Annotated in this window: 22 protein-coding genes and 1 pseudogene; 15 read left to right on the top strand and 8 right to left on the bottom strand. The window is 63.0% G+C overall.

Annotation, left to right across the window (positions count from 1 at the left end; all coding sequences use genetic code 11):
• Nucleotides 1–93: 93 nt before the first annotated feature.
• Genes EOB49_RS09240 through rsmA form a run of 3 tightly spaced genes read left to right on the top strand, consistent with a single transcriptional unit; the run spans nt 94 to nt 2,903 of the window.
• The gene (locus EOB49_RS09240) at nt 94–1,023 is read left to right on the top strand and encodes a peptidylprolyl isomerase (protein ID WP_127321184.1); all 930 of its coding nucleotides are present in this window, start codon (nt 94–96) and stop codon (nt 1,021–1,023) included.
• A 1-nt stretch (nt 1,024) separates the two neighbouring features.
• Nucleotides 1,025–2,053 carry a 4-hydroxythreonine-4-phosphate dehydrogenase PdxA gene (pdxA, locus tag EOB49_RS09235; RefSeq protein ID WP_127380787.1) on the top strand — a complete coding sequence of 343 codons (1,029 nt, stop codon included), beginning with the start codon at nt 1,025–1,027 and terminating at the stop codon, nt 2,051–2,053.
• Nucleotides 2,054–2,063: 10 nt separating this feature from the next.
• Entirely contained in the window at nt 2,064–2,903 is an 840-nt protein-coding gene (gene rsmA, locus EOB49_RS09230) for a 16S rRNA (adenine(1518)-N(6)/adenine(1519)-N(6))-dimethyltransferase RsmA (RefSeq protein WP_127380786.1), read from the top strand.
• A 137-nt stretch (nt 2,904–3,040) separates the two neighbouring features.
• Here the strand turns inward: rsmA and gmk are convergent, their stop codons facing one another.
• From gmk to fabD, 7 genes are all read right to left on the bottom strand, one after another.
• Nucleotides 3,041–3,697 carry a guanylate kinase gene (gene gmk, locus EOB49_RS09225; protein ID WP_013532512.1) on the bottom strand — a complete coding sequence of 219 codons (657 nt, stop codon included), beginning with the start codon at nt 3,695–3,697 and terminating at the stop codon, nt 3,041–3,043.
• 3 nt (nt 3,698–3,700) lie between these two features.
• Nucleotides 3,701–4,591 (bottom strand): YicC/YloC family endoribonuclease, encoded by an 891-nt coding sequence (locus EOB49_RS09220; protein ID WP_127380785.1) that lies wholly within the window; start codon nt 4,589–4,591, stop codon nt 3,701–3,703.
• A 156-nt stretch (nt 4,592–4,747) separates the two neighbouring features.
• Nucleotides 4,748–5,998 (bottom strand): endolytic transglycosylase MltG, encoded by a 1,251-nt coding sequence (mltG, locus tag EOB49_RS09215; RefSeq protein WP_127272658.1) that lies wholly within the window; start codon nt 5,996–5,998, stop codon nt 4,748–4,750.
• A gap of 102 nt (nt 5,999–6,100) precedes the next feature.
• Entirely contained in the window at nt 6,101–7,363 is a 1,263-nt protein-coding gene (gene fabF / locus EOB49_RS09210; RefSeq protein WP_127380784.1) for a beta-ketoacyl-ACP synthase II, read from the bottom strand.
• 34 nt (nt 7,364–7,397) lie between these two features.
• Nucleotides 7,398–7,634, bottom strand: a complete 237-nt coding sequence (locus tag EOB49_RS09205; RefSeq protein WP_006203723.1) for an acyl carrier protein — start codon at nt 7,632–7,634, stop codon at nt 7,398–7,400.
• A gap of 210 nt (nt 7,635–7,844) precedes the next feature.
• The gene (fabG, locus tag EOB49_RS09200; protein WP_127380783.1) at nt 7,845–8,582 is read right to left on the bottom strand and encodes a 3-oxoacyl-[acyl-carrier-protein] reductase; all 738 of its coding nucleotides are present in this window, start codon (nt 8,580–8,582) and stop codon (nt 7,845–7,847) included.
• 57 nt (nt 8,583–8,639) lie between these two features.
• Nucleotides 8,640–9,581 carry an ACP S-malonyltransferase gene (gene fabD, locus EOB49_RS09195; protein WP_127380782.1) on the bottom strand — a complete coding sequence of 314 codons (942 nt, stop codon included), beginning with the start codon at nt 9,579–9,581 and terminating at the stop codon, nt 8,640–8,642.
• Nucleotides 9,582–9,857: 276 nt separating this feature from the next.
• Between fabD and EOB49_RS09190 the strand changes: the two genes are divergently transcribed.
• On the top strand, nt 9,858–11,792 hold the full coding sequence (locus EOB49_RS09190; RefSeq protein WP_164762794.1) for an LTA synthase family protein: 1,935 nt from the start codon (nt 9,858–9,860) through the stop codon (nt 11,790–11,792).
• Nucleotides 11,793–11,833: 41 nt separating this feature from the next.
• Here EOB49_RS09190 and EOB49_RS09185 read toward each other — a convergent pair whose 3' ends face one another.
• On the bottom strand, nt 11,834–13,492 hold the full coding sequence (locus EOB49_RS09185) for a pilus assembly protein (protein ID WP_127380781.1): 1,659 nt from the start codon (nt 13,490–13,492) through the stop codon (nt 11,834–11,836).
• 449 nt (nt 13,493–13,941) lie between these two features.
• Between EOB49_RS09185 and rpsF the strand changes: the two genes are divergently transcribed.
• From rpsF to EOB49_RS09130, 11 genes and pseudogenes are all read left to right on the top strand, one after another.
• Nucleotides 13,942–14,442 carry a 30S ribosomal protein S6 gene (rpsF, locus tag EOB49_RS09180; protein WP_127380780.1) on the top strand — a complete coding sequence of 167 codons (501 nt, stop codon included), beginning with the start codon at nt 13,942–13,944 and terminating at the stop codon, nt 14,440–14,442.
• Entirely contained in the window at nt 14,442–14,690 is a 249-nt protein-coding gene (gene rpsR, locus EOB49_RS09175) for a 30S ribosomal protein S18 (protein ID WP_006203718.1), read from the top strand. Before rpsF ends, rpsR begins: the two co-directional genes overlap by 1 nt.
• A 219-nt stretch (nt 14,691–14,909) precedes the next feature.
• Nucleotides 14,910–15,494, top strand: a complete 585-nt coding sequence (gene rplI, locus EOB49_RS09170) for a 50S ribosomal protein L9 (RefSeq protein ID WP_013532521.1) — start codon at nt 14,910–14,912, stop codon at nt 15,492–15,494.
• 300 nt (nt 15,495–15,794) lie between these two features.
• Nucleotides 15,795–17,099, top strand: a complete 1,305-nt coding sequence (locus EOB49_RS09165; RefSeq protein WP_127272489.1) for a cyclopropane-fatty-acyl-phospholipid synthase family protein — start codon at nt 15,795–15,797, stop codon at nt 17,097–17,099.
• A 69-nt stretch (nt 17,100–17,168) separates the two neighbouring features.
• Nucleotides 17,169–17,492 (top strand): YnfA family protein, encoded by a 324-nt coding sequence (locus EOB49_RS09160; protein ID WP_127380779.1) that lies wholly within the window; start codon nt 17,169–17,171, stop codon nt 17,490–17,492.
• A gap of 1 nt (nt 17,493) precedes the next feature.
• Nucleotides 17,494–18,463: pseudogene (locus EOB49_RS09155) on the top strand (small ribosomal subunit Rsm22 family protein).
• 141 nt (nt 18,464–18,604) lie between these two features.
• Entirely contained in the window at nt 18,605–19,318 is a 714-nt protein-coding gene (locus tag EOB49_RS09150) for a DUF1428 domain-containing protein (protein ID WP_127380778.1), read from the top strand.
• A gap of 46 nt (nt 19,319–19,364) precedes the next feature.
• Nucleotides 19,365–19,730 carry a YciI family protein gene (locus EOB49_RS09145; RefSeq protein WP_027037981.1) on the top strand — a complete coding sequence of 122 codons (366 nt, stop codon included), beginning with the start codon at nt 19,365–19,367 and terminating at the stop codon, nt 19,728–19,730.
• Nucleotides 19,727–20,956, top strand: a complete 1,230-nt coding sequence (locus EOB49_RS09140) for an RNA polymerase sigma factor (protein ID WP_127380777.1) — start codon at nt 19,727–19,729, stop codon at nt 20,954–20,956. Before EOB49_RS09145 ends, EOB49_RS09140 begins: the two co-directional genes overlap by 4 nt.
• Nucleotides 20,957–21,182: 226 nt before the next feature.
• Entirely contained in the window at nt 21,183–22,673 is a 1,491-nt protein-coding gene (locus EOB49_RS09135; protein WP_126068580.1) for a replicative DNA helicase, read from the top strand.
• Between the two features lie 21 nt (nt 22,674–22,694).
• Nucleotides 22,695–23,168 (top strand): hypothetical protein (locus EOB49_RS09130; RefSeq protein WP_206526094.1); only part of this gene is annotated, 474 nt, incomplete at its 3' end.

The following is a 23,168-nucleotide window of genomic DNA, read 5'->3' as shown; positions in this document are numbered from 1 at the left end:
GCGACATCGTTTCGCCGCATAGGGCTGGCACGGATTTCGCGCACCTGGAAAGATGAAATTGGGCGGGACCGGGATAGAATTGGGATACCAACGATGAGGAAATACCTCTTTTCAGCAGGTTTCGCGTTGCTCGTGGCGGCGACGTCCGTGTCGATCACTGCAATGACGCCGCCGGCTTTCGCCAGCGAGATCAAATACGTCGTCAACAACATTCCGGTCACCACCGGCGACATAGCCCATCGCGCCGCCTTCCTGAAGCTGCAGCGCAAGAAGGGCGATGCCGGCCAGGAAATGATCGACCAGACGCTTCGTATGGCCGAGGCCAAGCGGCTTGGCATCCGCATCAGCGACGCACAAGTCGAGGCGGCGTATCAGCGCTTTGCCTCGAGCAACAAGATGCAGCTCAGCCAGCTTGACGGCGTCATGGAGAAGTCAGGCGTCACCAAGAGCCACTTCAAGGAATTCATCCGCGCCCAGATGGCCTGGAACCAGGCTTTGAGTGCGCGCTACCGTTCTGGCGACGGCACCGGTGCCGTCAGCGAGCAGGATCTCGTGAGGAAGATGCTCGAAAAAGGCGGCGCCAAACCGAGCGCCACCGAATACATGCTGCAGCAGGTCATCTTCGTGGTGCCGGCAGCTGAACGCAGCGCGACGCTGGGCAAACGCAAGCGCGAGGCCGACGCCATGCGCGCCCGCTTCAACGGCTGCAAAACGACGCGCGAATTCGCCAAGGGCCTGATCGACGTCACCGTTCGGGATCTGGGCCGGGTGCTGGCGCCGCAGCTGCCGCCGGACTGGGCCGAGCAGATCAAGGCGACCAAAGTCGGCGGTGCCACCGCCACGCGCGAAACCGAACGCGGCGTCGAATTCATCGGCATCTGCTCGTCGCGCGAAGTGTCCGACGACAAGGTCGCCCAGATGGCGTTTCAGGCCGAAGGCTCCGGCGGCGACAAGGATGCCGACGCGCTCAGCAAGAAATATGTCGACGAGCTGAAGGCAAAAGCCCGCATCGTCAAGCGCTGACGTGAGCAACGCAGTGACTGCGCTCGCGTTGAGCGCCGGCGATCCGTCCGGCATTGGGCCGGAGATCGCCATCGCCGCCTTTATGGCGCGCGAAGCTGCCGCCCTGCCCCCCTTCTACCTGCTCGCCGATCCGGCGCTGATCGCCTCCCGGGCGCGCCTGCTCGGCATTTCGCTGCCGGTCGTCGAAACGACATCAGCGCAAGCGGCGCAGGTCTTTGCCCGCGCCTTGCCGATCGTTCCGCTCGCCGCCAGCTGCATCGATAGCCCCGGCCGGCCGGATCCGGCCAATGCGGCTGCCACCATCGAGGCCATCGACCGCGCCGTCGCCGGTTGCCTTGCCGGCGAAGCCTCGGCCGTGGTCACCTGCCCCATCGCCAAGAAGCCGCTCTACGACGCCGGCTTTCGCTTCCCCGGCCACACCGAGTATCTGGCGCATCTGGCGGCCCGGCACAGCGGCGTCGAGGCGATGCCGGTGATGATGCTGGCAGGACCCGACCTGCGCACCGTTCCCGTCACCATCCACATCGCGCTGGCCGAGGTGCCGAAGGCACTGACCACCGAGCTGATCGTCGCCACCGCGCGCATCACCGCTGCCGATCTCACCGGCCGCTTTGGCATCGCCAAGCCACGGCTGGCGATTGCCGGGCTCAACCCGCATGCCGGCGAAGGCGGCGCCATGGGCCTCGAGGACGAGCGGATCGTGCGCCCGGCGGTCGATATCCTGCGTGCCGATGGCATCGACGCTTTCGGCCCTTTGCCGGCCGACACGTTATTCCATGTCCGGGCGCGGGCCGGCTACGACGCGGCCCTTTGCATGTATCACGACCAGGCGCTGATCCCGGCCAAGGCGCTGGCTTTCGACGAGGCGGTCAATGTCACGCTCGGCCTGCCCTTCATCCGCACCTCGCCCGACCACGGCACGGCCTTCGACATCGCCGGCAAGGGTGTGGCGCGGCCCGACAGCCTGATAGCGGCGCTGAAGCTTGCCCGGCGGCTGGCCGACACGAACACGAAGGCGGTTGCGGTATGAGATCTCGGGCATGAGCATCGACGGGCTGCCGCCGCTGCGCGAGGTGATCGAGCGTCATGGGCTGCAGGCAAAGAAGGCGCTCGGCCAGAATTTCCTGCTCGACCTCAATCTCACCGGCAAGATCGCGCGCACCGCCGGCGACTTGTCCGATGCAACCGTGATCGAGGTCGGTCCCGGTCCCGGCGGGCTGACCCGCGCCCTGCTTTCCAACGGCGCGCGTCACGTCATCGCCATCGAGCGTGACGAACGTTGCCTGGCTGCTCTTGCCGAAGTGTCCGACCACTATCCCGGCCGGCTGGAGGTTGTTTCCGGCGATGCGCTGAAGACGGATTTCACAGGCCTTGCCAGTCGAGCGACCGGCAATGGCGGCCCGGTCAAGATCGTGGCCAACCTGCCCTACAATATCGGCACGGAGCTGCTGGTGCGCTGGTTGACGGTCAGCGACTGGCCGCCTTTCTACACCTCGATGACTTTGATGTTCCAGCGCGAGGTGGCCGAGCGCATCGTCGCGCCTGCCGGCAGCGACAGCTATGGCCGGCTGGGGGTTCTTGCCGGCTGGCGGACGGAGGCGAGGATCGCCTTCGACGTACCGCCACAGGCATTCACGCCGCCGCCAAAGGTCACCTCCTCGGTGGTGCATCTGGTGCCGCGCCCGACGCCCCTGCCCGCCGAGGTGAAGAAACTCGGCCGCGTCACAGAAGCCGCTTTCGGCCAACGTCGCAAGATGCTGCGGCAGAGCGTGAAAAGCCTCGGCGGCGAGGCCCTGCTCGAACGCGCCGGCATCGATCCGACACGCCGCGCCGAGACGCTCAGCGTCGAGGAATTCGTGCGGCTGACCAATGCCGTGTAGCTCTCTTCTCCCCGTTTACGGGGAGAAGATGCCGGCAGACAGATGAGGGGGCAGCACGAACCTTGAAATGCCAGCACCGCCCCTCATCCGGCCCTTCGGGCCACCTTCTCCCCGTGAACGGGGCGAAAGAAGAGGTCTCAGCCCGTCTTCTCGTCCAACAGTCCAGAGACGAAATCGAACAGGCCTGGCCGGCGGTCGCGTCTTAGCCGCTCGGCGACGACGATGCCGCGCACTTCGGCGAAGGCGCGGTCAAGGTCATCATTGACGATGACGAAATCATATTCCTTCCAGTGCTCGATCTCGTTGCGGGCGTTTTTCAGCCGCGTCTCGATCACCGCCTCCTGGTCTTCAGCGCGACGTTTCAGCCGCGCCTTCAACTCCTTCATCGATGGCGGCAGGATGAAGATCGAGACAATGTCGGCGCGCATCTTCTCCTTGAGCTGCTGGGCGCCTTGCCAGTCGATGTCGAACAGCATGTCGCGCCCCTCGGACAGCGCCAGTTCGGCCGGTTCGCGCGGCGTCGCATAGCAATTGCCATGCACCTCGGCCCACTCCAGCAGCGCGTCGGAATCACGAAGCCGCTCGAATTCGCGCATCGTCCGAAAATGATAGTGGACGCCTTCGATCTCGCTTCCACGGCGCGGCCTGGTGGTGACCGAGACCGACAGTTCGAGGCTGGAATCGCTTTCCAGAAGATTGCGCGCGATCGTCGACTTGCCGGCGCCGGACGGCGACGACAGGACGAGCATCAGGCCCCGGCGGCGTATGCGGGACCCCAAATCCTTGGCAACCATCGGCTACTCCAGATTCTGGATCTGTTCACGAAACTGGTCGACCACCGCCTTCAGGTCCAGGCCGATCGCGGTGATGGCTGCGGCATTCGATTTGGAACACAGCGTATTCGATTCGCGGTTAAATTCCTGTGCCAGAAAATCGAGCTTGCGACCGACCGCGCCGCCGCCCACCAGCAGTGCCCGGCCGGATGCGACATGCGTTTTCAGCCGGTCGATCTCTTCGCGAATATCGGCCTTGGTGGCCAGGAACGCCGCCTCCATGTGCAGTCGGGTGACGTCCAGATTGGCGGAAGCGTCCATCAGTAGCCTGACCTGCTCGGCGATGCGTTCGCGGATCACCGCGGTCTCGCGTGACGGATCCACTTCTGCCCGCAGCGTCAACGCCTCGATCGTGTCGATATGACCCGCCAGCAGCAAGGCCAGCGCGGCACCCTCGCCCTGCCGTGCCTGTTCGAGCCCGTTCAAGGCCACTTCGAGCGCGGCCATGATCGCGGCATCGAGCGCGGCCCTCGCCTCCTCGGTTTCGACAGTTTCAGGAATGTCGAGCACGCCGCGCAGCGAAAGCAATCCATCCGACGTCGCCGCAGCAACGCCGAATTGCTCCTGCAGCCGTTTGGCGAGCCCAGCAAGGTCCTTCAGGAAGGCTTCGTTGACGACCGGCTGCGCCTGCGCGCCAACGGCACGGCCGATGGTCAGCGTCGCCTGGAAATTGCCGCGTGCAAAACGTTTCTGAAGCATCTGCCGGACAGCAGGTTCCAACCGTTCGAAGCCTTGCGGCAGCCGCAGCCGTACCTCGACGCTCTTGCCGTTGACGGACTTGACCTCCCAGGCGATCGAGGTGCCTTCGTGCTCGGCGACGGCACGTGCAAAACCGGTCATGCTCTGCAAATCCATATCGCCCACACGTCCCTGGCACATCGCCTGAACCGGCTTTCCGGACAGGAGCGAGTGCGGCTTGAAAAAAGACTGCGCCGCAGGCGCGTCGAAACCGGACGCGCGGCGCTCTTCCAAATGTCAGGGCGTTGCCTGCCGGGCAACGCCTTTCTTCATTTACTGGGCAGCGCCCGCGTCACCGCCGCTGTCGTCGGCACCGTCAGCCGGCCCACTGCCAGCGGGCTTGACGGCATTGCTGTCGCCGGTGCCAGTCGTCTTGGCGGCTTTGGCGGCATCATCGGCCTGCTTCTTCAGCAACGCGCGATAGCGGGCGACATTCTCGTTGTGCTCGTCCAGCGTCGCGGCAAAGACGTGCCCGCCGGTGCCGTCGGCAACGAAATAGAGGTCGGCGGTCTTCGACGGATTGGCCACCGCCTCCAGCGCTGCACGACCCGGATTGGCGATCGGCGTCGGCGGCAAGCCATTGATCACATAGGTGTTGTAGGGCGTCTGTTTCTGGATGTCCGACTGGTAGATCGGCCGGTCCGCCGGCTTTCCCTTGCCGCCGAACAGCCCGTAGATGATGGTCGGATCGGATTGCAGGCGCATGCCCTTGGCAAGCCGGTTCAGGAAGACGGCGGCAACTCGCGAACGCTCGTCACCCTTGCCCGTCTCCTTCTCGACGATCGAGGCCAGCGTGACGAACTCCTCGACGTTGGCCAGCGGCAGGTCAGGCGCGCGCCGCTGCCAGACATCGTCGACCAGCTTCTTCTGATCCGCCAGCAACTTATCGACCATCTGCTGGCGTGTCGCTCCGCGCGTGAAGCGCAGCGTGTCGGTGGCGAGGCTGCCCTCCGGCGGCGTGGTCGCCGGCATGTCGCCGCTCAAGGCATTCTCCTCGGCGATGCGCTGCAATGCCTGGTCGACCGTCAGTCCTTCAGGAATGGTCAGCGAATACATCACCGACTTGCCGCTCTTCAGAAGCTCCATGATATCGCGCATGGATGCCCTGGGCTTGATCTCGTACTCGCCGGCTTTCAGCGCGGAATCATTGCCGAAGGCCCGCACGCCAAGGCGGAATACCCGGGCGTCGCTGATCAACCCGCGGCGTTCGAGCTGGTCGGCGATATCCTGGACGCCGGTGCTCGGCTTGACCAGGAAGGTGTCGCCATTGGCCGAAGGTCCGGGTTCGGTGAATTCCTGCTTGCCGAAATAGACCGCGACGCCGGCCGCCAGAACCACCAGCATCACCGAGGAGATGACGAAGTTCATGAACACGACGACCTGGCTGCGTGACGCACGCGAGCGCTTCGGCGGCGGCGTGCCAGCCTCCGGCCGCAACGCTTCGCTGGCCGTTTTCGGCACGATCGGGCCGGATGTCGGCGGCCGTTGCCCGAATTCTCCGTTGCCTGCCGGATTTGTGTTCATTTCGCCCTACCGTTTGATCGCCCAACGAATCCCCAGCGGCAGAGTAGGGGCGAATATGGCAAAATTGACGGCACGCCAAAGCGCCGCCCGGCAGCCGGACGATCAGCCATTGTAGCGCTGGAAGACCAGCGACGCGTTGGTCCCGCCAAAGCCGAAGGAATTGGACAGCGCCACGTCGATCTGGCGGGCACGCGGCTTGTTCGGCACCAGGTCGATCGCGGTTTCGCGTTCCGGGTTGTCGAGGTTGATGGTCGGCGGCGCGACATTGTCCCTGATGGCAAGGATCGAGAAGATCGCTTCGGCGGCACCCGCCGCCCCAAGCAGATGGCCGATCGACGACTTGGTCGACGACATCGAAATCTTCGACGCGGCATTGCCGACAAGCCGCTCGACCGCGCCGAGCTCGATCGTGTCGGCCATGGTCGAGGTGCCGTGCGCGTTGATGTAGTCGACATCGGCCGGCGTCAACTTGGCCCGGTTCAGTGCCGCCGTCATGCAACGGAAGGCGCCATCGCCATCCTCGGCAGGCGCGGTGATGTGATGCGCGTCGCCGGTGAGACCGTAACCCGTCACCTCGGCATAGATCTTGGCGCCGCGCGCCCTGGCATGTTCGAGCTCCTCGAGCACGACAACGCCGGCGCCCTCGCCCATAACGAAGCCGTCGCGGTCGCGATCATAGGGTCGCGACGCCGTTTGCGGCGAATCATTGCGTTCCGTCGACAGTGCCCGGCATGCGGCAAAGCCGGCGATCGACAGCCGCGTCACCGGCGCTTCGGCGCCACCGGCGACCATCACGTCCGCATCGCCCCACATGATCAACCGGGCAGCATCGCCAATGGCGTGCGCGCCGGTCGAACAGGCCGTGACGACGGCATGGTTCGGGCCTTTCAGTCCGTGCCGGATCGAAACCTGCCCGGAGACGAGATTGATGATCTGGCCCGGGATGAAGAAAGGGCTGATGCGGCGCGGGCCGCGCTCCTTGAGGATCATCGCGTTCTCGGCGATGCCCTCGATGCCGCCGATGCCGGAGCCGATCAGGACGCCGGTGGCACACCGCTCTTCATGCGTCTTGGCTTCCCAGCCGGAATCCTTCAGCGCCTCGTCGGCGGCGGCAATCCCGTAAAGGATGAAGTCGCCGATCTTGCGCAGTTCCTTGGGCTCGAGCACGGCCTCGGGATTGAAGGTGGCATTGCTGCCGTCACCACGCGGAATGACGTGGGCGATCTTGCAGGCAAGATCCTCCACCTCGAACTCATTGATGCGCTTGGCAGCGCTGCGGCCGGTCAGAAGTTCCTTCCAGCTGTGCTCGAAGCCCATGCCGAACGGCGACAGCAACCCAAGGCCCGTGACGACGACACGCCTCATCGCAGGTCCTCCCCGGTGATGACTGCGGAAAGCGTCAGGCCGAAGCCTTGTCGATGTACTTCACGGCATCGCCAACGGTCAGGATGGTCTCAGCCGCATCGTCGGGAATCTCGACGCCGAATTCTTCTTCGAACGCCATGACGAGTTCGACCGTGTCGAGGCTGTCGGCGCCCAGATCATCGATGAAGCTCGCCTGCTCCGTCACTTTGTCGGCATCGACGCCAAGGTGCTCGATGACGATCTTCTTGACGCGCTCTGCGGTGTCACTCATTTGGGCATCCTCGTCTTTTGTTTGTCTGTCTTCGTTAGCGGGCAGAATGCCGCTAATCAAGCTGAAAGATGGTCCTGCCGGAAACGCAACGACTACGGACCGGTTTTTGCCCGAACCGCCGGGTTGCGGGCCGCATTACACGAAAAATAGCTGAGGTCCAAGCCGAAATGGTCTCTTTTCACAACCCGCCGGCGTTGCTGCCGAACCTCGTCAAATCATAGCCATGCCGCCATTTACGTGGATGGTCTGGCCAGTGACGTAGGCGGCTTCGTTGGAGGCGAGATAAGCGACGGCGGACGCGACTTCAACGCTGGTGCCCATGCGCCGCGTCGGGATCGCCGCCATGATCGCCTCTTTCTGCTTGTCGTTGAGCTTGTCGGTCATCGCCGATTCGATGAAGCCCGGGGCGACGCAGTTGACGGTGATGTTGCGGGTGGCGATCTCCTGTGCCAGCGATTTGGAGAAGCCGATCATGCCGGCCTTTGAGGCGCAGTAATTGGTCTGGCCGGGATTGCCGGTGATGCCGACCACCGAGGTGATGTTGATGATGCGGCCATGGCGGCGGCGCATCATCGGGTGGGTGAGTTCGCGGGTCAGCCTGAACACGGCGGTCAGGTTGACCTCGAGCACGCTGTCCCAGTCGGCATCCGACATGCGCACGAACAGGCCGTCCTTGGTGATGCCGGCGTTGTTGACCAGGATGTCGACGCCTTCGAGATCGGCTTCGGCTTTCTGGCCGAGCGCCTTGACCTCCTCACGGTTGGACAAATTGGCCGGGAACAGCTTGACCCGGTCGCCAAGCTCGCTAGCCAGCGCTTCCAGTTTCTCGACGCGGGTGCCATGCAGGCCGACGATCGCGCCCTGCGCATGCAGCATCCTGGCGATAGCCTCGCCGATGCCGCCGGATGCGCCGGTGAGGAGCGCCTTGCGGCCAGTCAATTCGAACATTTTTGTCTCCTGATTGAGAAGAGAACACCCTTTACAGGGATGGGATCAAATGACGCTTTATGCAAGCGCCGCCATGGCCGCCTCGACGTCAGCCGCGGTGCCGACCGACGCGGTGGCGACATCGCGGTTGATGCGCCGCGCCAATCCTGAAAGCACCTTGCCGGCGCCGATCTCGTAAAGCGTGGTGACGCCGTTTGCGCCGAACCATTCCACCGTCTCGCGCCAACGCACGCGGCCGGTTATCTGTTCGACCAGGCGGCGGGCGATCTCGTCCGGATCGCTGGTCGGGCTGACCGTGACATTGGAGAGGACGGGAACCACCGGCGCGTTCTTTGCCACGCCGGCCAGGGCTTCGCACATGACGTTCGCGGCCGGCGCCATCAGCGCGGAATGGAAGGGCGCGGACACCTGCAGCATCAGCGCGCGTTTGGCGCCTTTCTCGGTGCACAGTTTCGCGGCCAGTTCGACCGCGGCCTTGGCGCCGGAGATGACCAGTTGGCCACCGCCATTGTCGTTGGCGATCTGGCAGACAGAGCCTTTGGCGGCTTCCGCGCAAGCGGCTTCGACATCGGCCTGTTCCAATCCGATGATCGCCGCCATGGCGCCCTCGCCGGCCGGCACCGCCGCCTGCATGGCATTGCCGCGTATGCGCAGCAACCGGGCGGCATCGGCAACCGAAACGAAGCCGGCAGCGGCCAACGCCGAATATTCGCCCAGCGAATGACCGGCGACATAGGCGATCTTGCCTTTCAGCGAGAAGCCGCGCGATTCCAGCGCCCGGATCGCGGCCAGCGACACCGCCATCAGCGCCGGCTGCGCGTTGGCGGTCAGCGTCAACGTCTCTTCCGGCCCTTCCCAGATCAGCTTCGACAGATTTTCGCCGAGCGCATCGTCGACTTCCTGGAAGACCCTGCGCGCTTCGGGGAAGGCGCCGGCGAGATCCTTGCCCATGCCGACCGCCTGGCTGCCTTGTCCGGGAAAGGTGAATGCAACGGCCATGCGAGGGCTCCCAAGGGCTGGTTTTGCTTGCCTGAAGACGGGTTTTTCTTGCCTGTGACGCATGGCGGGGCGCCAAGTCAAGCCCGGTTCGACCCTGCCCGAGGGCAGCCTCGTCCGCCGAGTGCCTGTTGCGAAAGGGTTTTTGGCGATCACTCCTGATGAAAACCGCTCACGATTCGTTTGCTGGCTCTTCTTATTTCCGCTACAGGCGCTAGCTTTGCGTGACAATTCCATGACAATCGAGTGACGCGCTTGTCGCTGGGTGGGGAAGTTAAAGTGGCAAAGAGTTACAAACGCACCGGCAAGGCCGCGCCACAGTTCCTGGAAGACGACCCCTCCACCGGCTATCTGCCGGGCAGGAGATGGCCGGTCGTGCGCTATGGGCTGATCAGCCTGGCGATTGCCGCTATCCTGGTGTTTGCCATCGAACTGATCGTGCGCGGCGACTTTGCCGGAACCATCTCCTTCTTCCTGCAGCCGTTCAAGCCGGGCTGGACCACCATCGTCGTGTTTGCGCTGCTCCTGATCGGCTTCGATGCGGTGCTCGGCCGCAGCCACCAGAGCCTGATGATCGTCGCGCCGCTGACCTTGTCGCTTGCTTTCGTCGGTCACCAGAAGTCGCACTATCTCGGCGATCCGCTCTATCCGACCGATTTCCTCTATGCCCGCCAGATCTTCGCGCTGCTGCCGCTTTTGGTACGCGAACGGCCGATGACCGCGCTTGCCATGGTCGTCGGCATCGTCGCCGGCCTGTCGCTGCTCGTCTACGGCTGGCGGCTATGGCGCCGCAAGGTTCCCGCACTCAGCCGCAAGGGGCGCCTTGCGCGGCTGACGCTGGCAGTGCCGCTACTCGCCTTCTTCGTTTCGATCATGGACTACGCCACCTTCTCCTGGACCAGGGATCGGCTGCAGATCATCCCGATCATGTGGGACCAGAAGGAAAACTATGCCTCCAACGGCTTTGCGCTGGCCTTTGCCCTCAACGTGCCAATGGCGCATGTCTCGGCGCCGCCGGGCTATTCCGACAAGGCGATCGCAGCGATAGCCAGGCCTGATGTGACCGCCTCGGTGCCGGCCGAGAAGCCGGACATCATCATCGTCATGAGCGAATCCTTCTGGGATCCGACCAAGTTGCCTGGCGTCACCATCACGCCAGATCCAATCCCCAATGTGCGGGCGCTGCGCTCGGGCTCGATGTTCTCGCCGGAGTTCGGCGGCATGACCGCCAATATCGAGTTCGAGGCGCTGACCGGCTTCTCCAACGCGTTCCTGCCGGCAGGCAGCATCCCCTATCAGCAATATGTGCGCACGCCGACGCCTTCGCTCGCGACCTTCCTGAAGAGCCAGGGTTACCGGGCGCGCGCCATCCATCCCGGCACCAACTGGTTCTGGAACCGTGGCGCGGTCTATGCCGATTTCGGCTTCAACGATTTCAAGTCGGAAGAGACGCTGCCGCCAATGCAAAAGCGCGGGCCACTGGCATCGGATGCGGCGATGACCGACGAGATCATCAGCGAGGCCGACGCCAGCGACGAGCCGGTGTTCTTCTTTGCGGTCAGCCTGCAAAACCACGGTCCCTACGAGCCGAACCGCTATTACAATCCCACGCATAGGGTGCAGGCGCCGATCAGCCAGTGGGCGCGCGAATCGCTACTCAGCTACGCCGAGGGCTCAGCCGATGCCGATCGCGGCCTCGAACGCCTCGTCGAATGGGCCAAGAAACGCTCCCGCCCCACCGTAATCGCCTTCTTCGGCGACCATCTGCCGCCGCTGGGGCCGGTCTATGTCGAAACCGGCTTCCTCAAGGACAATGTCGCGCCGCGCAAGGAAGCGTCGCCCGAGGCTGCTCTCGAGCATCACGAGACGCCGCTGGTCATCTGGTCAAACCGCACCGGGCCGGCTGAGCAGATGGGTGCCGTCAGCCCAGCCTTCCTGCCCTATCATATCCTGAAAACGGCCGGAATCAGCCATCCATACTACACCGGCTTCCTGGGCGAGATGAGCGAACGCTACCGTGTCGTCGACCGCAATCTTCTGCTGACGCCGGCTGGCGAAGCCACCCCCGATTGGGCGCGGCAGAAGGAGATCGACCCGGCGATCCGCGATTTCCGCCTGCTGCAGTACGATATGATGTTCGGCAAGCGTCAGGCAGCGCCTGACTTCTTCCCCGAAACCGTCGACAAGGACAAAGTTGTCGCCCATACGAGTTGAGCCCAACGATCCCTCGGGCTCGTCTGTGTCGGATCGCGCGTTCAGTTCGTCAATTGCAGCTTCGAGAACTTGTTGGCGATCTGCTGGAAAATGTCCGGCAATTTGGTCGGATCGTTAACTGTATAATAGCCGCTCGGATCAGAAGCGCAGGCGCTGTAAAGCGCGCGGTTGGCTGCGGTGTCGGATTGCAGCACCATGGTGTAGATTTGCACGCCCTCGTTCTTCAATTGCGTGCAAACGTTTTTGGTCCAGCCGTCGACATTGCGCGCAGCGGTCGTCTGGTTATCTGATCCGAAACGGCCACCGGCCAGATAACCATACGATGTGTAGTCAGATTTCGTCGGCTGTTGGCTGGCGCCATAGACGACGTTCTCGCCGTCGGTGAGCAACAGCACGATCTTGCTGATGCCTGGCGTCTTCCACGGCGCCCCATCGGTGTAGGGCGCGGCGGGCGACAGCACCCGCATACCCCATGACAGGCCCTCGGAGACGTTGGTGCCCGAACCGTTCCACTCGGTCATCTGACTGGCAGCCTTGCGCAGCTTGTCGAAATCGTCGGTCAGGGGGACCACCGGGGTCGGACACGCACGGTTCGGACCGATAGTGATGGGAGAGCCGATCTCGGTGATGAGTTCCTTGGCGGGCGCAACATATTTGGCAATCTTTTCCCTGGCAGCCCTGTCATCGGGCGACAGAAGTTCGATGAGATTGCCGAGCAGGTTGCTGAGATCGATGCCCAGGATGTTGATGCCCGACTGGGCAAGCCTGGTTTTGTCGCTGACATCGTTGAGATAGGAGTTGTTGTAGTATTTATCCGAATTGCCATTGGAGCCAGACGGCTTTTGGGCGTCTTCGGGATCGTCCGGTGCAAAGTACGGCACGAACAGCGTGTCGGGCTTGGCCGTGTCGGGTGGCGTGTCGGAGATATTGTAAGCGCCTGGCCGCGCCTCGACACAACCCTTCCATCCGGTGCCATTCCATCCGGCATCGGTCCATCCGGTCTTCTTGAGCTGTTTGAAAAGCGCCATGTGGTTCGGCCGCTTGCCGTCGATGACGGGAAAATTGACGCCGTTGGTTGAGGACTTGCCGTCCATGTCGATCCAGGACGGGTCGAAGCCGTCGCCATTGACGTTGACGGCGGTTACGAATGGAACCAGCGAGGCGCGGATCTTGCGCGTCGGCGATTTCGCCGCTTCGAGCGTGTCGAGCAACGATTTTGTCGCCGTCCTCAGCGCCGTCATGCGCGCGCCGGCCATCGAGCCGGTGTTGTCCAGTACCAGCACCACTTCGAGCTGGTTGTTCGATTCGACCGCCGAGGCATCGACCACGATGTGCTTGCTGTCGCCGAACAGGAAGGCGAAGTTGAGATTGACGTCCGCCGAGGCAATCGCCTTTGTCTTGACGAAGTTGACGCCCTTATCGACAGTCAACGTCGCCTGCGCATTGCCGAGCTCGCCATGACCGACGATGTTGGCCTGGAAATAGCGGTTGAAAGCGTCATTGCGGGTGATGTCGAGATCGCCAAGGTGCGAAGACGCAAGGTTTGCCGAATCGAGAGCGTTCTGCAGATTGCTCTTGGCCCGCATAAGGGTCGAGACATCGGTTGCGAAAGCGACTGCCGTCAGGATGACCGGCAAACCCAGTCCCAGCACAAGCGTGAAATTGCCGCTCTTCGAGCGCCAGAATTTGTTGAAAAGCATCCTTACCCCCGGAAATGCTTGCCGCTTTTGCGCGGTTGTCCGGGCTTTTGCGCCATGATGAATCGACCGTTGATGGCCAGGCTTCAACTCCACACAACCTGCTGGTGTGGTTAAGACGTGGTTGCCGGAAACCACAACTCCGACCGTTGCTGCTCCCCGATCATCGGCTATGACACACGGGAATGCCGCTTGCGCTTGCTTTGCGGCCGGATTGCTGTATAGACGCCCGCAATCTGCCGGTCCTTGCTGGGGGCTGAACGGAGGGCCGGAGGTTTTTCAGAACCTTCGTGTGAAGCCGGAAGTGCTTCCGCCTCCCGTGTCTCCGCTCTCGACCGTCTCGTCATGCTCCTTTCTTCCCCCTGCCCCTTCGAGGGTTTGCGGGTCAGAGAAGTTGCAGAGGCTTTTGCCGCCGGGAACCGGGAGAGAAACGAAGAAAGGCATAGGACATAATGGCTCTTTACGAACATGTGTTTCTTGCCCGGCAGGACCTCTCGCAGCAGCAGGTCGATGCGCTTGTCGAACAGTACAAGGGTGTCATCTCCGCTAATGGCGGGTCCGTCGGCCGGGGCGAGAACTGGGGACTGAAGTCCCTCACCTACCGGGTCAATAAGAACCGGAAGGCTTACTACACGCTGATGGACCTGAATTGCCCGGCGGCCGCGCTCAACGAGATGGAGCGCCAGATGGGCCTGTCCGAGGACGTGCTGCGTTTCCTGACCATCAAGGTCGAGGCGCATGAGGAAGGCCCGTCGGCCATGATGCAGAAGCGCGAAGAGCGCTCGGAACGCGGCGGCTTCGGCGACCGTGACCGTGGCGATCGTGGTCCGCGTTCGTTCGGCGATCGTGATCGCGGCGACCGTGGCGATCGTCCGCCCCGCTCGTTCGGCGACGCCGGTGCCGATCGTGGTCCGCGCCGTCCGCGCGAAGGCTTTGAAGGGGGTGCAGAATAATGGTCGACATCAATCAGATCCCGACCCGGCGCCCGTTCCATCGCCGCCGCAAGACCTGCCCGTTCTCCGGCGCCAACGCGCCCAAGATCGACTACAAGGACGTGCGTCTGCTGCAGCGCTACATTTCTGAGCGCGGCAAGATCGTGCCGTCGCGCATCACCGCCGTCAGCCAGAAGAAGCAGCGCGAACTCGCCAAGGCGATCAAGCGCGCCCGCTTCCTCGGCCTGCTGCCCTACGTGGTTCGCTAATATCTCAAATGCGGGCGGTTCGCCGCCCGCTCTTCTCCCACGGCGACGGGCGCCGCAGGGCCGAACATCAAATCCCAGGTTGAGGTCAAAACCTCTAACTGCCGCAACAGGCAGGACAGCGACACCAGCGCCAAAGGCGCTCAAGCTTCCTGACCTGTTCCCAAGACATTCAGCGTCGATCTCATCGATCGATTGGCGCCCAACCGAAGGAACAAAACCATGGACGTCATTCTTCTCGAACGCGTTTCCCGTCTCGGCCAGATGGGCGATACCGTCAAGGTCAAGGACGGCTTCGCCCGTAACTTCCTGCTGCCGCAGGGTAAGGCGCTGCGCGCCAACGAAGCCAACAAGAAGAAGTTCGAAGGCCAGCGCGCCCAACTCGAAGCCCGTAACCTCGAGCGCAAGTCGGAAGCAGCCCAGGTCGCCGAAAAGCTCGACGGCAAGAGCTTCATCGCCGTTCGCTCCGCCGGCGAAACCGGACAGCTTTACGGTTCCGTTTCGACCCGCGACATCGCCGATCTGCTGACGGCGGAAGGTTTCTCGATCAATCGCAACCAGATCCTGCTCAACCAGCCGATCAAGACCATCGGTGTCACCAATGTGGCGATCGCGCTGCATCCGGAAGTCGAGGTCACCGTCACGCTCAACATCGCTCGCACGGCCGACGAAGCCGAGCGCCAAGCCAAGGGCGAGACACTGACCACCGCCGAAGCCATCTATGGCGACGACATCAACGACAATGCCCGGCCGGAGAACTTCTTCGATCCGAACACCGAGTTCGAGGGCGACGAAGACAACGCCTGATCACACATCGCAAGACGATTGGACCGTGGGCTGATCACGACTTAACGCCAAGCTCCGATCACTTTGCCGTCATCCAGCCATGCTGGACCAATGCCCGGGCCCCTCGCCCGGGCATTTTTGTGCCAAATGGAACTTTTCGAACCCCTATATATTGTTGCAGACTATGGCGTCGCGCGTCCTTTGGCCGCGCAAAGCACGCTGTGCAACTTTGGTTCGGCGCAAGATCTTCGGGGAAATCGACACTGATTTTCGCGGTCACGCGCCAAGGCAGCCTGTCTGGCCGAGAGGGGACATTTGGTCATGAATATCCTGTTGAAGCGCGTTCTCGACCGCCTGGTGCGTACCGGCAATCTCAAGGTGACCGGTCCCAAGGGCTCGGCTGTGGTTTTCGGCGACGGCAGCGGCGAACCGGTGCACATGCACATCAAGACCGCGCATGCCGAGCGCGCCATCACCTTCGATCCGATGTTGGCGGTGCCTGAAGCCTACATGGACGGCGAACTCGACATTCTCGAAGGCGGCGTGCTGGGCGTGATGCGCATCGCCTTCCAGAACATGGGCAGCGGCGGCATCGACGCCACCTGGTCGAAGGCCATCGAAGGCTTGCGCCACGCCTTCCGCCGGCTGCAGCAGATCAACACCGCCTCGCGCTCGCGGCGCAACGTGCAGCGACACTACGATTTGTCGGGCGACCTCTACCGGCTCTTCCTCGACGAGGACATGCAATATTCCTGCGCCTATTTCGAGCAGCCGGACATGACGCTCGACGAGGCGCAGGCCGCCAAGAAACGCCACATCGCCGCCAAGCTCCGGCTGAAGGCCGGCCAGACGGTGCTCGACATCGGCTCCGGCTGGGGCGGGCTTGGCCTCTACCTCGCCAAGGCGTTCGACGTCGACGTGCAGGGCGTGACTCTGTCGACCGAGCAGCATGGCGTAGCCACCGACCGGGCGCACGCACAAGGGCTGGAAAGCCGCGTGCATTTCGAGCTGAAGGACTACCGCGAACTCAACGAGCGTTTCGACCGCATCGTCTCGGTCGGTATGTTCGAGCATGTCGGCGTCAACCACTACCGTACGTTCTTCGACAAGAGCGCGACGCTGCTCAAGCCCGATGGCGTGATGCTGTTGCACACGATCGGCCGTTCCGGCGTACCGTGGGCGACCAGCGCCTTCATCCGCAAATACATCTTCCCGGGCGGCTATATCCCTTCGCTCTCGGAAGTCATGCCGGCGATCGAAAAGTCGGGCCTGGTCGTCACCGACGTCGAGATCCTGCGGCTCCACTATGCCGATACGCTGAAGCACTGGGGCGTGCGCTTCGCCGCCAATCGCGACAAGGCCAAGGCGATCTATGACGAGCGTTTCTGCCGCATGTGGGAATTCTATCTGGCGGCCTCGGAAGCTGCCTTCCGCTGGCAGGATCTGGTGATCTTCCAGATCCAGATCGCCAAGAAGAACGACACGCTGCCGATGACACGCGACTACATGGCCAAATGCGAAAAAGCGCTTGAGATGCGCGACATGGGGCATCGTGAAACGGCTCCCGTCAAAAAGAGCCCGGCCGCCAAGCCGGCTCGCCGCCGCAAGGTTGCCGACCAGGAATAGCATTGCCGCTTGCCATTGCCGGCGCCTGCACTGAAAAAGGTCCCGTGACTGTCGCGGGACCTTTTTTTCATGACCTACGTCCTCTATGCCGCCGCCGCTCTGGCCGAGATCGCCGGCTGCTTTTCGTTCTGGGCCTGGTGGCGGCTGGATAAGTCGCCGCTTTGGCTTCTTCCCGGCCTCGCCTCGCTTGCCCTGTTCGGCCTCCTGCTGGCGCTGGTGGACATGTCAGCCGCCGGCCGCGCCTACGCCGCCTATGGCGGCATCTACATCGCGGCGTCGCTTGGCTGGCTGTGGCTGGTGGATGGCGTTCGCCCCGACCGCTGGGATCTTGCCGGTGCCGCGCTCTGCATTGCCGGCGCTTGGGTGATCCTTCTCGTCCCACGGGGCGCGTGAGATGGAGTTGCCGGCCTCCCTTCGCCAAGGTGTCGAGCGCCTGCTCGAAAACGTTCCGCTGGCGGTAATCAAGCAAGCGGCAAAAACGCTGTCCGACCGTTACCGTGCCGAGTTGCGCGACGGCCGTTTGCACATGGCCGAGGATCTGGCCGTGAAAGCCTATTTGGCGACGCGGCTGCCGGCGACCTATGCCGCGATCCGCGCCAGCCTCGACGCGCTGAGCGACGCAAAGCCCGGCTTTCAACCCAGGAGCCTGCTCGATGTCGGCGCCGGCCCTGGCACGGTGCTTTGGGCCACGACCGACCTGTGGCCCGATCTCGAACAGGCAGTGTTGTTCGAAGCCAGTGCCGCGGTGCGCAAAGTCGGCGAGACGCTTGCCGGCGACACAATTGTCGCCCAGACCAGATGGCTGGCCGGTGATGCCACCATCGACCTTGCCGACATCGAGCCGGCCGATCTGGTCACGTGCGCCTATGTGCTCGACGAAATCGCTCCCGCATCACTGCCGAAGCTCATCGACCGCCTCTGGCAACTCACCGCCGACACGCTGCTTGTGGTCGAGCCGGGCACCCCCGCCGGCTGGCAGCGCATCCTTGCCGTGCGCCGGCAGTTGATCGAGGCGGGCGCGCATGTGCTTGCGCCTTGCCCGCATCAGGCGCCCTGCCCGCTCACCGCGCCCGACTGGTGCCACTTTTCCCGCCGCGTAGCCCGCTCGCGCCTGCACCGGCTGGCCAAGGACGCCGACGTGCCGTGGGAAGATGAGAAATTCATCTATGTCGCGGCTTCTCGCGACGGACTCACATCACACCAGGCGCGGGTTGTTGCGCCGCCGAAATCCGGTTCCGGCAAGGTTCTGCTCAAACTTTGCGGACGACGGCACCGCCGCCGAGCGCTTGTTCACCAAGCGCGACGGCGCCGACTTCAAGCTGGCCCGGCGGCTGGACTGGGGCGACAGGCTGGCTTCCGAATAGACAGCAGCAGCGTTTGCGACCGCCTCGAAGAAAAATTTCGAAGCGATGTCGAATCCAGGCCGTGCCGTTCGACCATTGGCGTTCTCGGACCTTTCGAGACGCCAAGAGTGTCAAACGGCATCAGCCAATAGGAGAAACGCAATGAGCTATATCGCAGGATTTGTCGCCGCGGTGCCCGCCGCCAACAAGGAAGCTTACCGCAGGCATGTCGCCGAGGTGGCATCGGTGCTGAAGGAGTTCGGCACCACCCGCATGGTCGAAGGATGGGGCGACGACGTGCCCGGCGGCAAGATCACCGACTTCAAGGGAGCCGTGAAGGCAAAGCCGGATGAAGTCATCACCTTTTCATGGCACGAATACGCGGACAAGGCGGCGGCGGACGCGGCCTATCAGACGATGATGAGCGACCCGCGCATGGCGGAGATCGGCGCGTCCATGCCCTTTGACGGCAAGCGCATGATCATCGGTGGCTTCACGCCCTTCATCGACCTGAACACGACCGGCAAGACGGGCTATATCGATGGCTCGCTGGTGCCGGTGCCGGCCGCCAACAAGCAAGCATACCTTGCCGTGGCGGCGAAGCAGGCCGCGGTGATCAAAGAGCACGGCGCAATCCGCGTCGTCGAAGCGTGGGGCGACGATGTTCCCGACGGCGAGGTCACCGACTACCGTGGCGCCGTGAAAGCGACGAGCGACGAGGTCGTCGTCTATGCCTGGGTCGAATGGCCGTCGAAGCAGGTGCGCGATGACGCCTGGAAAAAGGTGATTGCCGATCCGCGCATGTATGCCGACACCATGCCCTACGACAACCAGCGCCGGGTCCATGGCGGCTTTGCGCCGATCCTCGACGCCTGATCCCAAGAACCCTAGTTTTCGACAATCCTGGAAAAGGAAACCCACCATGCGTTACGCCTGTCTCATCTATTACCACCCCAAAACATTGTTCGGCGGCAGCCCGGAGGCCAATGCCGTGCTGGCCGAGTGCTCCGGATATGACGAGGTGCTCAAAGCCAGCGGCCACTTCGTAACCGCCGAGGCCCTGGTGCTGCCCGAGGAGGCAATGACCGTGCAGGTCCGCGACGGCAAGATGTCGACCGTCGACGGCCCGTTCATGGAGACCAAGGAGATCCTGGGCGGCATCATCGTCATCGAGGCCCGCGATCTCAACGAGGCGGTGCGAGTGGCGAGCGGCCATCCACTGGCAACGATCGGCTTTGTCGAAGTTCGCCCGGTCGTCGACTTCAGCCAGCCGCCGCCGGTCCTGTGAGCACCACCAGCCCCCGCGATGCCCTGGAGGCGGCCTACCGCACCGAGGCGCGGCGCGTGCTGGCGACCTTGATCCGCCTGCTCGGCGGTTTCGACGCGGCGGAGGAGGCCTTGCATGAGGCCTTCACTGCTGCCGCCGAGCAATGGCCGCGCCAGGGTGTGCCGGCCAACCCCTATTCCTGGCTGGTCTCGGCCGGCCGCTTCAGGACCATCGACCGCTGGCGCCGGGAAGCACGGCTGGCCGGGGCTCTGCCCGAACTCACGGCTCTGGCGGAGCCGACACCGGAACCAGCCATGCTGGAAGACATCCAGGACGATGAATTGCGGCTCATCTTCGTCTGCTGCCATCCGGCGCTGGCGCCGGATGCACGCATCGCCCTGACCCTGCGCGAAGTGGGTGGTTTGACCACCGAAGAGATCGCCCGCGCCTATCTGACGCCTGCACCGACCATTGCGCAACGCATCGTGCGGGCCAAGGCGAAGATCCGGGACGAGGCGATCCCTTACGAGGTGCCCGACCGCGACGACCTGCCGGCGCGTCTCGAGAGTGCGCTGCAGGTGATCTACCTGATCTTCAACGAGGGTTACGCGGCAACCGAGGGGCCGAACCTGACGCGGGCCGATCTGTGCGCCGAGGCGATCCGGCTCGGCCGGCTGATGGTCGAACTGCTCGACCAGCCGGAGGCGCAAGGGCTGCTTGCCCTGATGCTGCTGCACGAGGCGCGGCGCGCGACGCGGGTCAATGCCAGCGGCGACCTTGTCCTGCTGGAGGATCAGGACCGCACGCTGTGGGACCGTTCGCTGATCGCCGAGGCCGACGGCCTGATCGGTCGGGCGATCGCCTCGCGCCGCATCGGACCGTATATCCTGCAGGCGGCCATTGCTTCCGCGCACGCCGAGGCGGCAGGCACGGCGGAGACCGACTGGGTACAGATCGTCGCGCTTTACGATGTGCTCGGCCGCGTCGACCCCTCACCGGTCGTGGCACTCAACCGCGCCGCGGCTATAGGCATGCGCGACGGCCCGCAGGCCGGACTGGCGGAAATCGAGGCGGTCATGGCACAAGGCGGGCTGGACGGCTACCATCTGGCGCACGCGGCGCGAGCAGACATGCAGCGCAGGCTTGGCTTGACCGAAGCGGCAAGGATTTCCTACCGGCGGGCGATCGAGTTGACCCGGCAACCGGCGGAACGCCGGTTCATCGAGGGGCGACTCGGTCAGCTTTGAGCGGGATGGCTGCACAGGGCACCATTCTTGTTTTCTCGTTTTGTTCTCCCTATAGATGCGCTACAATCGTTCTTTCGATTCGAGTCAATTGTGATTCTTTCCACCGAAAAAACTCGGCTGTGAATCGCGGGTATCAAAGCTGATTGGACAGGCACTGGTGCAGATAAGTCAGCATGGACTTGTCACGTTCTGATATCGAAAGGCCGGGATCGAAATCGGGGATATCATGGCAGAAGCAGCGCGAAAATTCGGCGTGGCGGAAACACCGCTTTATCGTGAAGCGCCCAACAACATCGAGGCCGAGCAAGCGCTGCTCGGCGCCATCCTCGTCAACAACGACGCCTTCTATCGCGTCTCGGACTTCCTCAAGGCCAGCCATTTCTACGAGCCGCTGCACCGCAAGATCTTCGAGGTGGCGTCCGAGTTCATCCGTATGGGCAAGGTCGCGACGCCGATCACGCTGAAAACCTTCCTGCCCGCCGACGAGAAGGTCGGCGACATGACGATGGCGCAATATGTCGTGCGGCTGGCGGTCGAGGCTGTGACCGTCGTCAACGCCACCGACTATGGCCGTGCCATCTACGATCTTGCGACGCGCCGCGCGCTGATCACGGTCGGCGAGGACATGGTCAACATCGCCTATGACGCGCCCGTCGACATGGCGCCCGGCGAACAGATCGAGGATGCCGAGCGGCGGCTGTTCGAGCTGGCCGAAAACGGCCGCTACGACGGCGGTTTCGAAAGCTTTTCCGATGCGTTGAAGAATGCCGTGGACATGGCCAGCGCGGCCTATATGCGCGATGGCCACCTGTCCGGCATTGCCACCGGCCTGCGCGATCTTGATCATCGTATGGGCGGGCTGCAGCCGTCGGATTTGATCATCATCGCCGGCCGCCCAGGCATGGGCAAGACGTCGCTGGCAACCAACATCGCCTACAACATCGCGGCCGCCTATGAGCCTGCCCAACAAGCCGACGGCTCGGTTAAGGCGGCCAATGGCGGCGTCGTCGGCTTCTTCTCGCTCGAAATGTCGTCGGAGCAGCTGGCCACCCGCATCATCTCCGAGCAGACCGAGATCCCATCGTCGAAAATCAGGCGCGGCGATCTGACGGAGGCCGATTTCGGCAAGCTCGTTGCCTACACGCAGGAGAACCATAAACGGCCGCTCTATATCGACCAGACGGGCGGTATTTCCATTGCCCAGCTTGCGGCGCGCGCCCGCCGCCTCAAGCGTCAGCGCGGGCTTGACCTGATGGTCATCGACTATATCCAGCTGATGCAGGGTTCATCCGCCAAGGCGTCGCAGAACCGCGTCCAGGAAATCACCGAGATCACTACCGGATTGAAGGCACTCGGCAAGGAGCTCGGCGTGCCAATCATCGCCCTCTCACAGCTCTCGCGTCAGGTCGAAAGCCGCGACGACAAACATCCCCAGCTGTCCGACCTGCGCGAATCGGGTTCGATCGAGCAGGACGCCGACGTGGTGCTGTTCGTTTACCGCGAGGAATATTACATCAAGAACAAGGAGCCGGAGAAAGGCACGCCCGAGCATCTCGCCTGGGAGACAAAGATGGTCGAAGTCCAGGGCAAGGCCGAAGTGATCATCGCCAAGCAGCGCCACGGACCGACCGGCACCGTCAGCCTTGCCTTCCAGGGCGAGTTCACCCGCTTCTCCGACCTCGCCGAGGAGCATCATCTGCCGGAAAGGTTCGAGTAGGCATGGTCGCGGAGCAACCGATTGGACTTTAGCAATATCTATCAGAGGATGAAATTTGAAGAGTACGAAATCTCCGAGGAAGAACGCGCGCAACTCACTGATTATTTGAAATCAGCCGGGTCAATTTCTCGTCCTCAATCGCATGCCGGTTTGCTGGTGTTCTGCTATTCAAGCGAACCGACGCCCGGGAACATTGAATTGGTGAGGAAATTCCTTGCCAAGCATGTCGAAGACTATACCCGCAGCGCGGCAGTTACCGGCCTCTACCGCATTTGGAAGCTGGGCAAGACCTCCGACATTGATGATCTGCTTGGCCTTTTGGAACGTTGGTCCGTGGAGTCTCAGCATGACACGTCTCTCGCTGCGATCGGGTGTGCATTCCTAGTCATGCATCGGCTTCAGGACCACCGCCTCTCCCTAGGACTTAGGCGACTGCTGGAAACGCTGCACGAAGAAGTCAAGCGAGACAACGATTTGGCGGTCGGCTTGTTCATC

It is taken from the genome of Mesorhizobium sp. M7A.F.Ca.MR.148.00.0.0 (genome assembly GCF_003997735.1).
Lineage (GTDB): Bacteria > Pseudomonadota > Alphaproteobacteria > Rhizobiales > Rhizobiaceae > Mesorhizobium.
The sequence above is the reverse complement of the archived record's forward strand: the minus strand, read 5'-3'. Positions and strand labels throughout refer to the sequence as shown.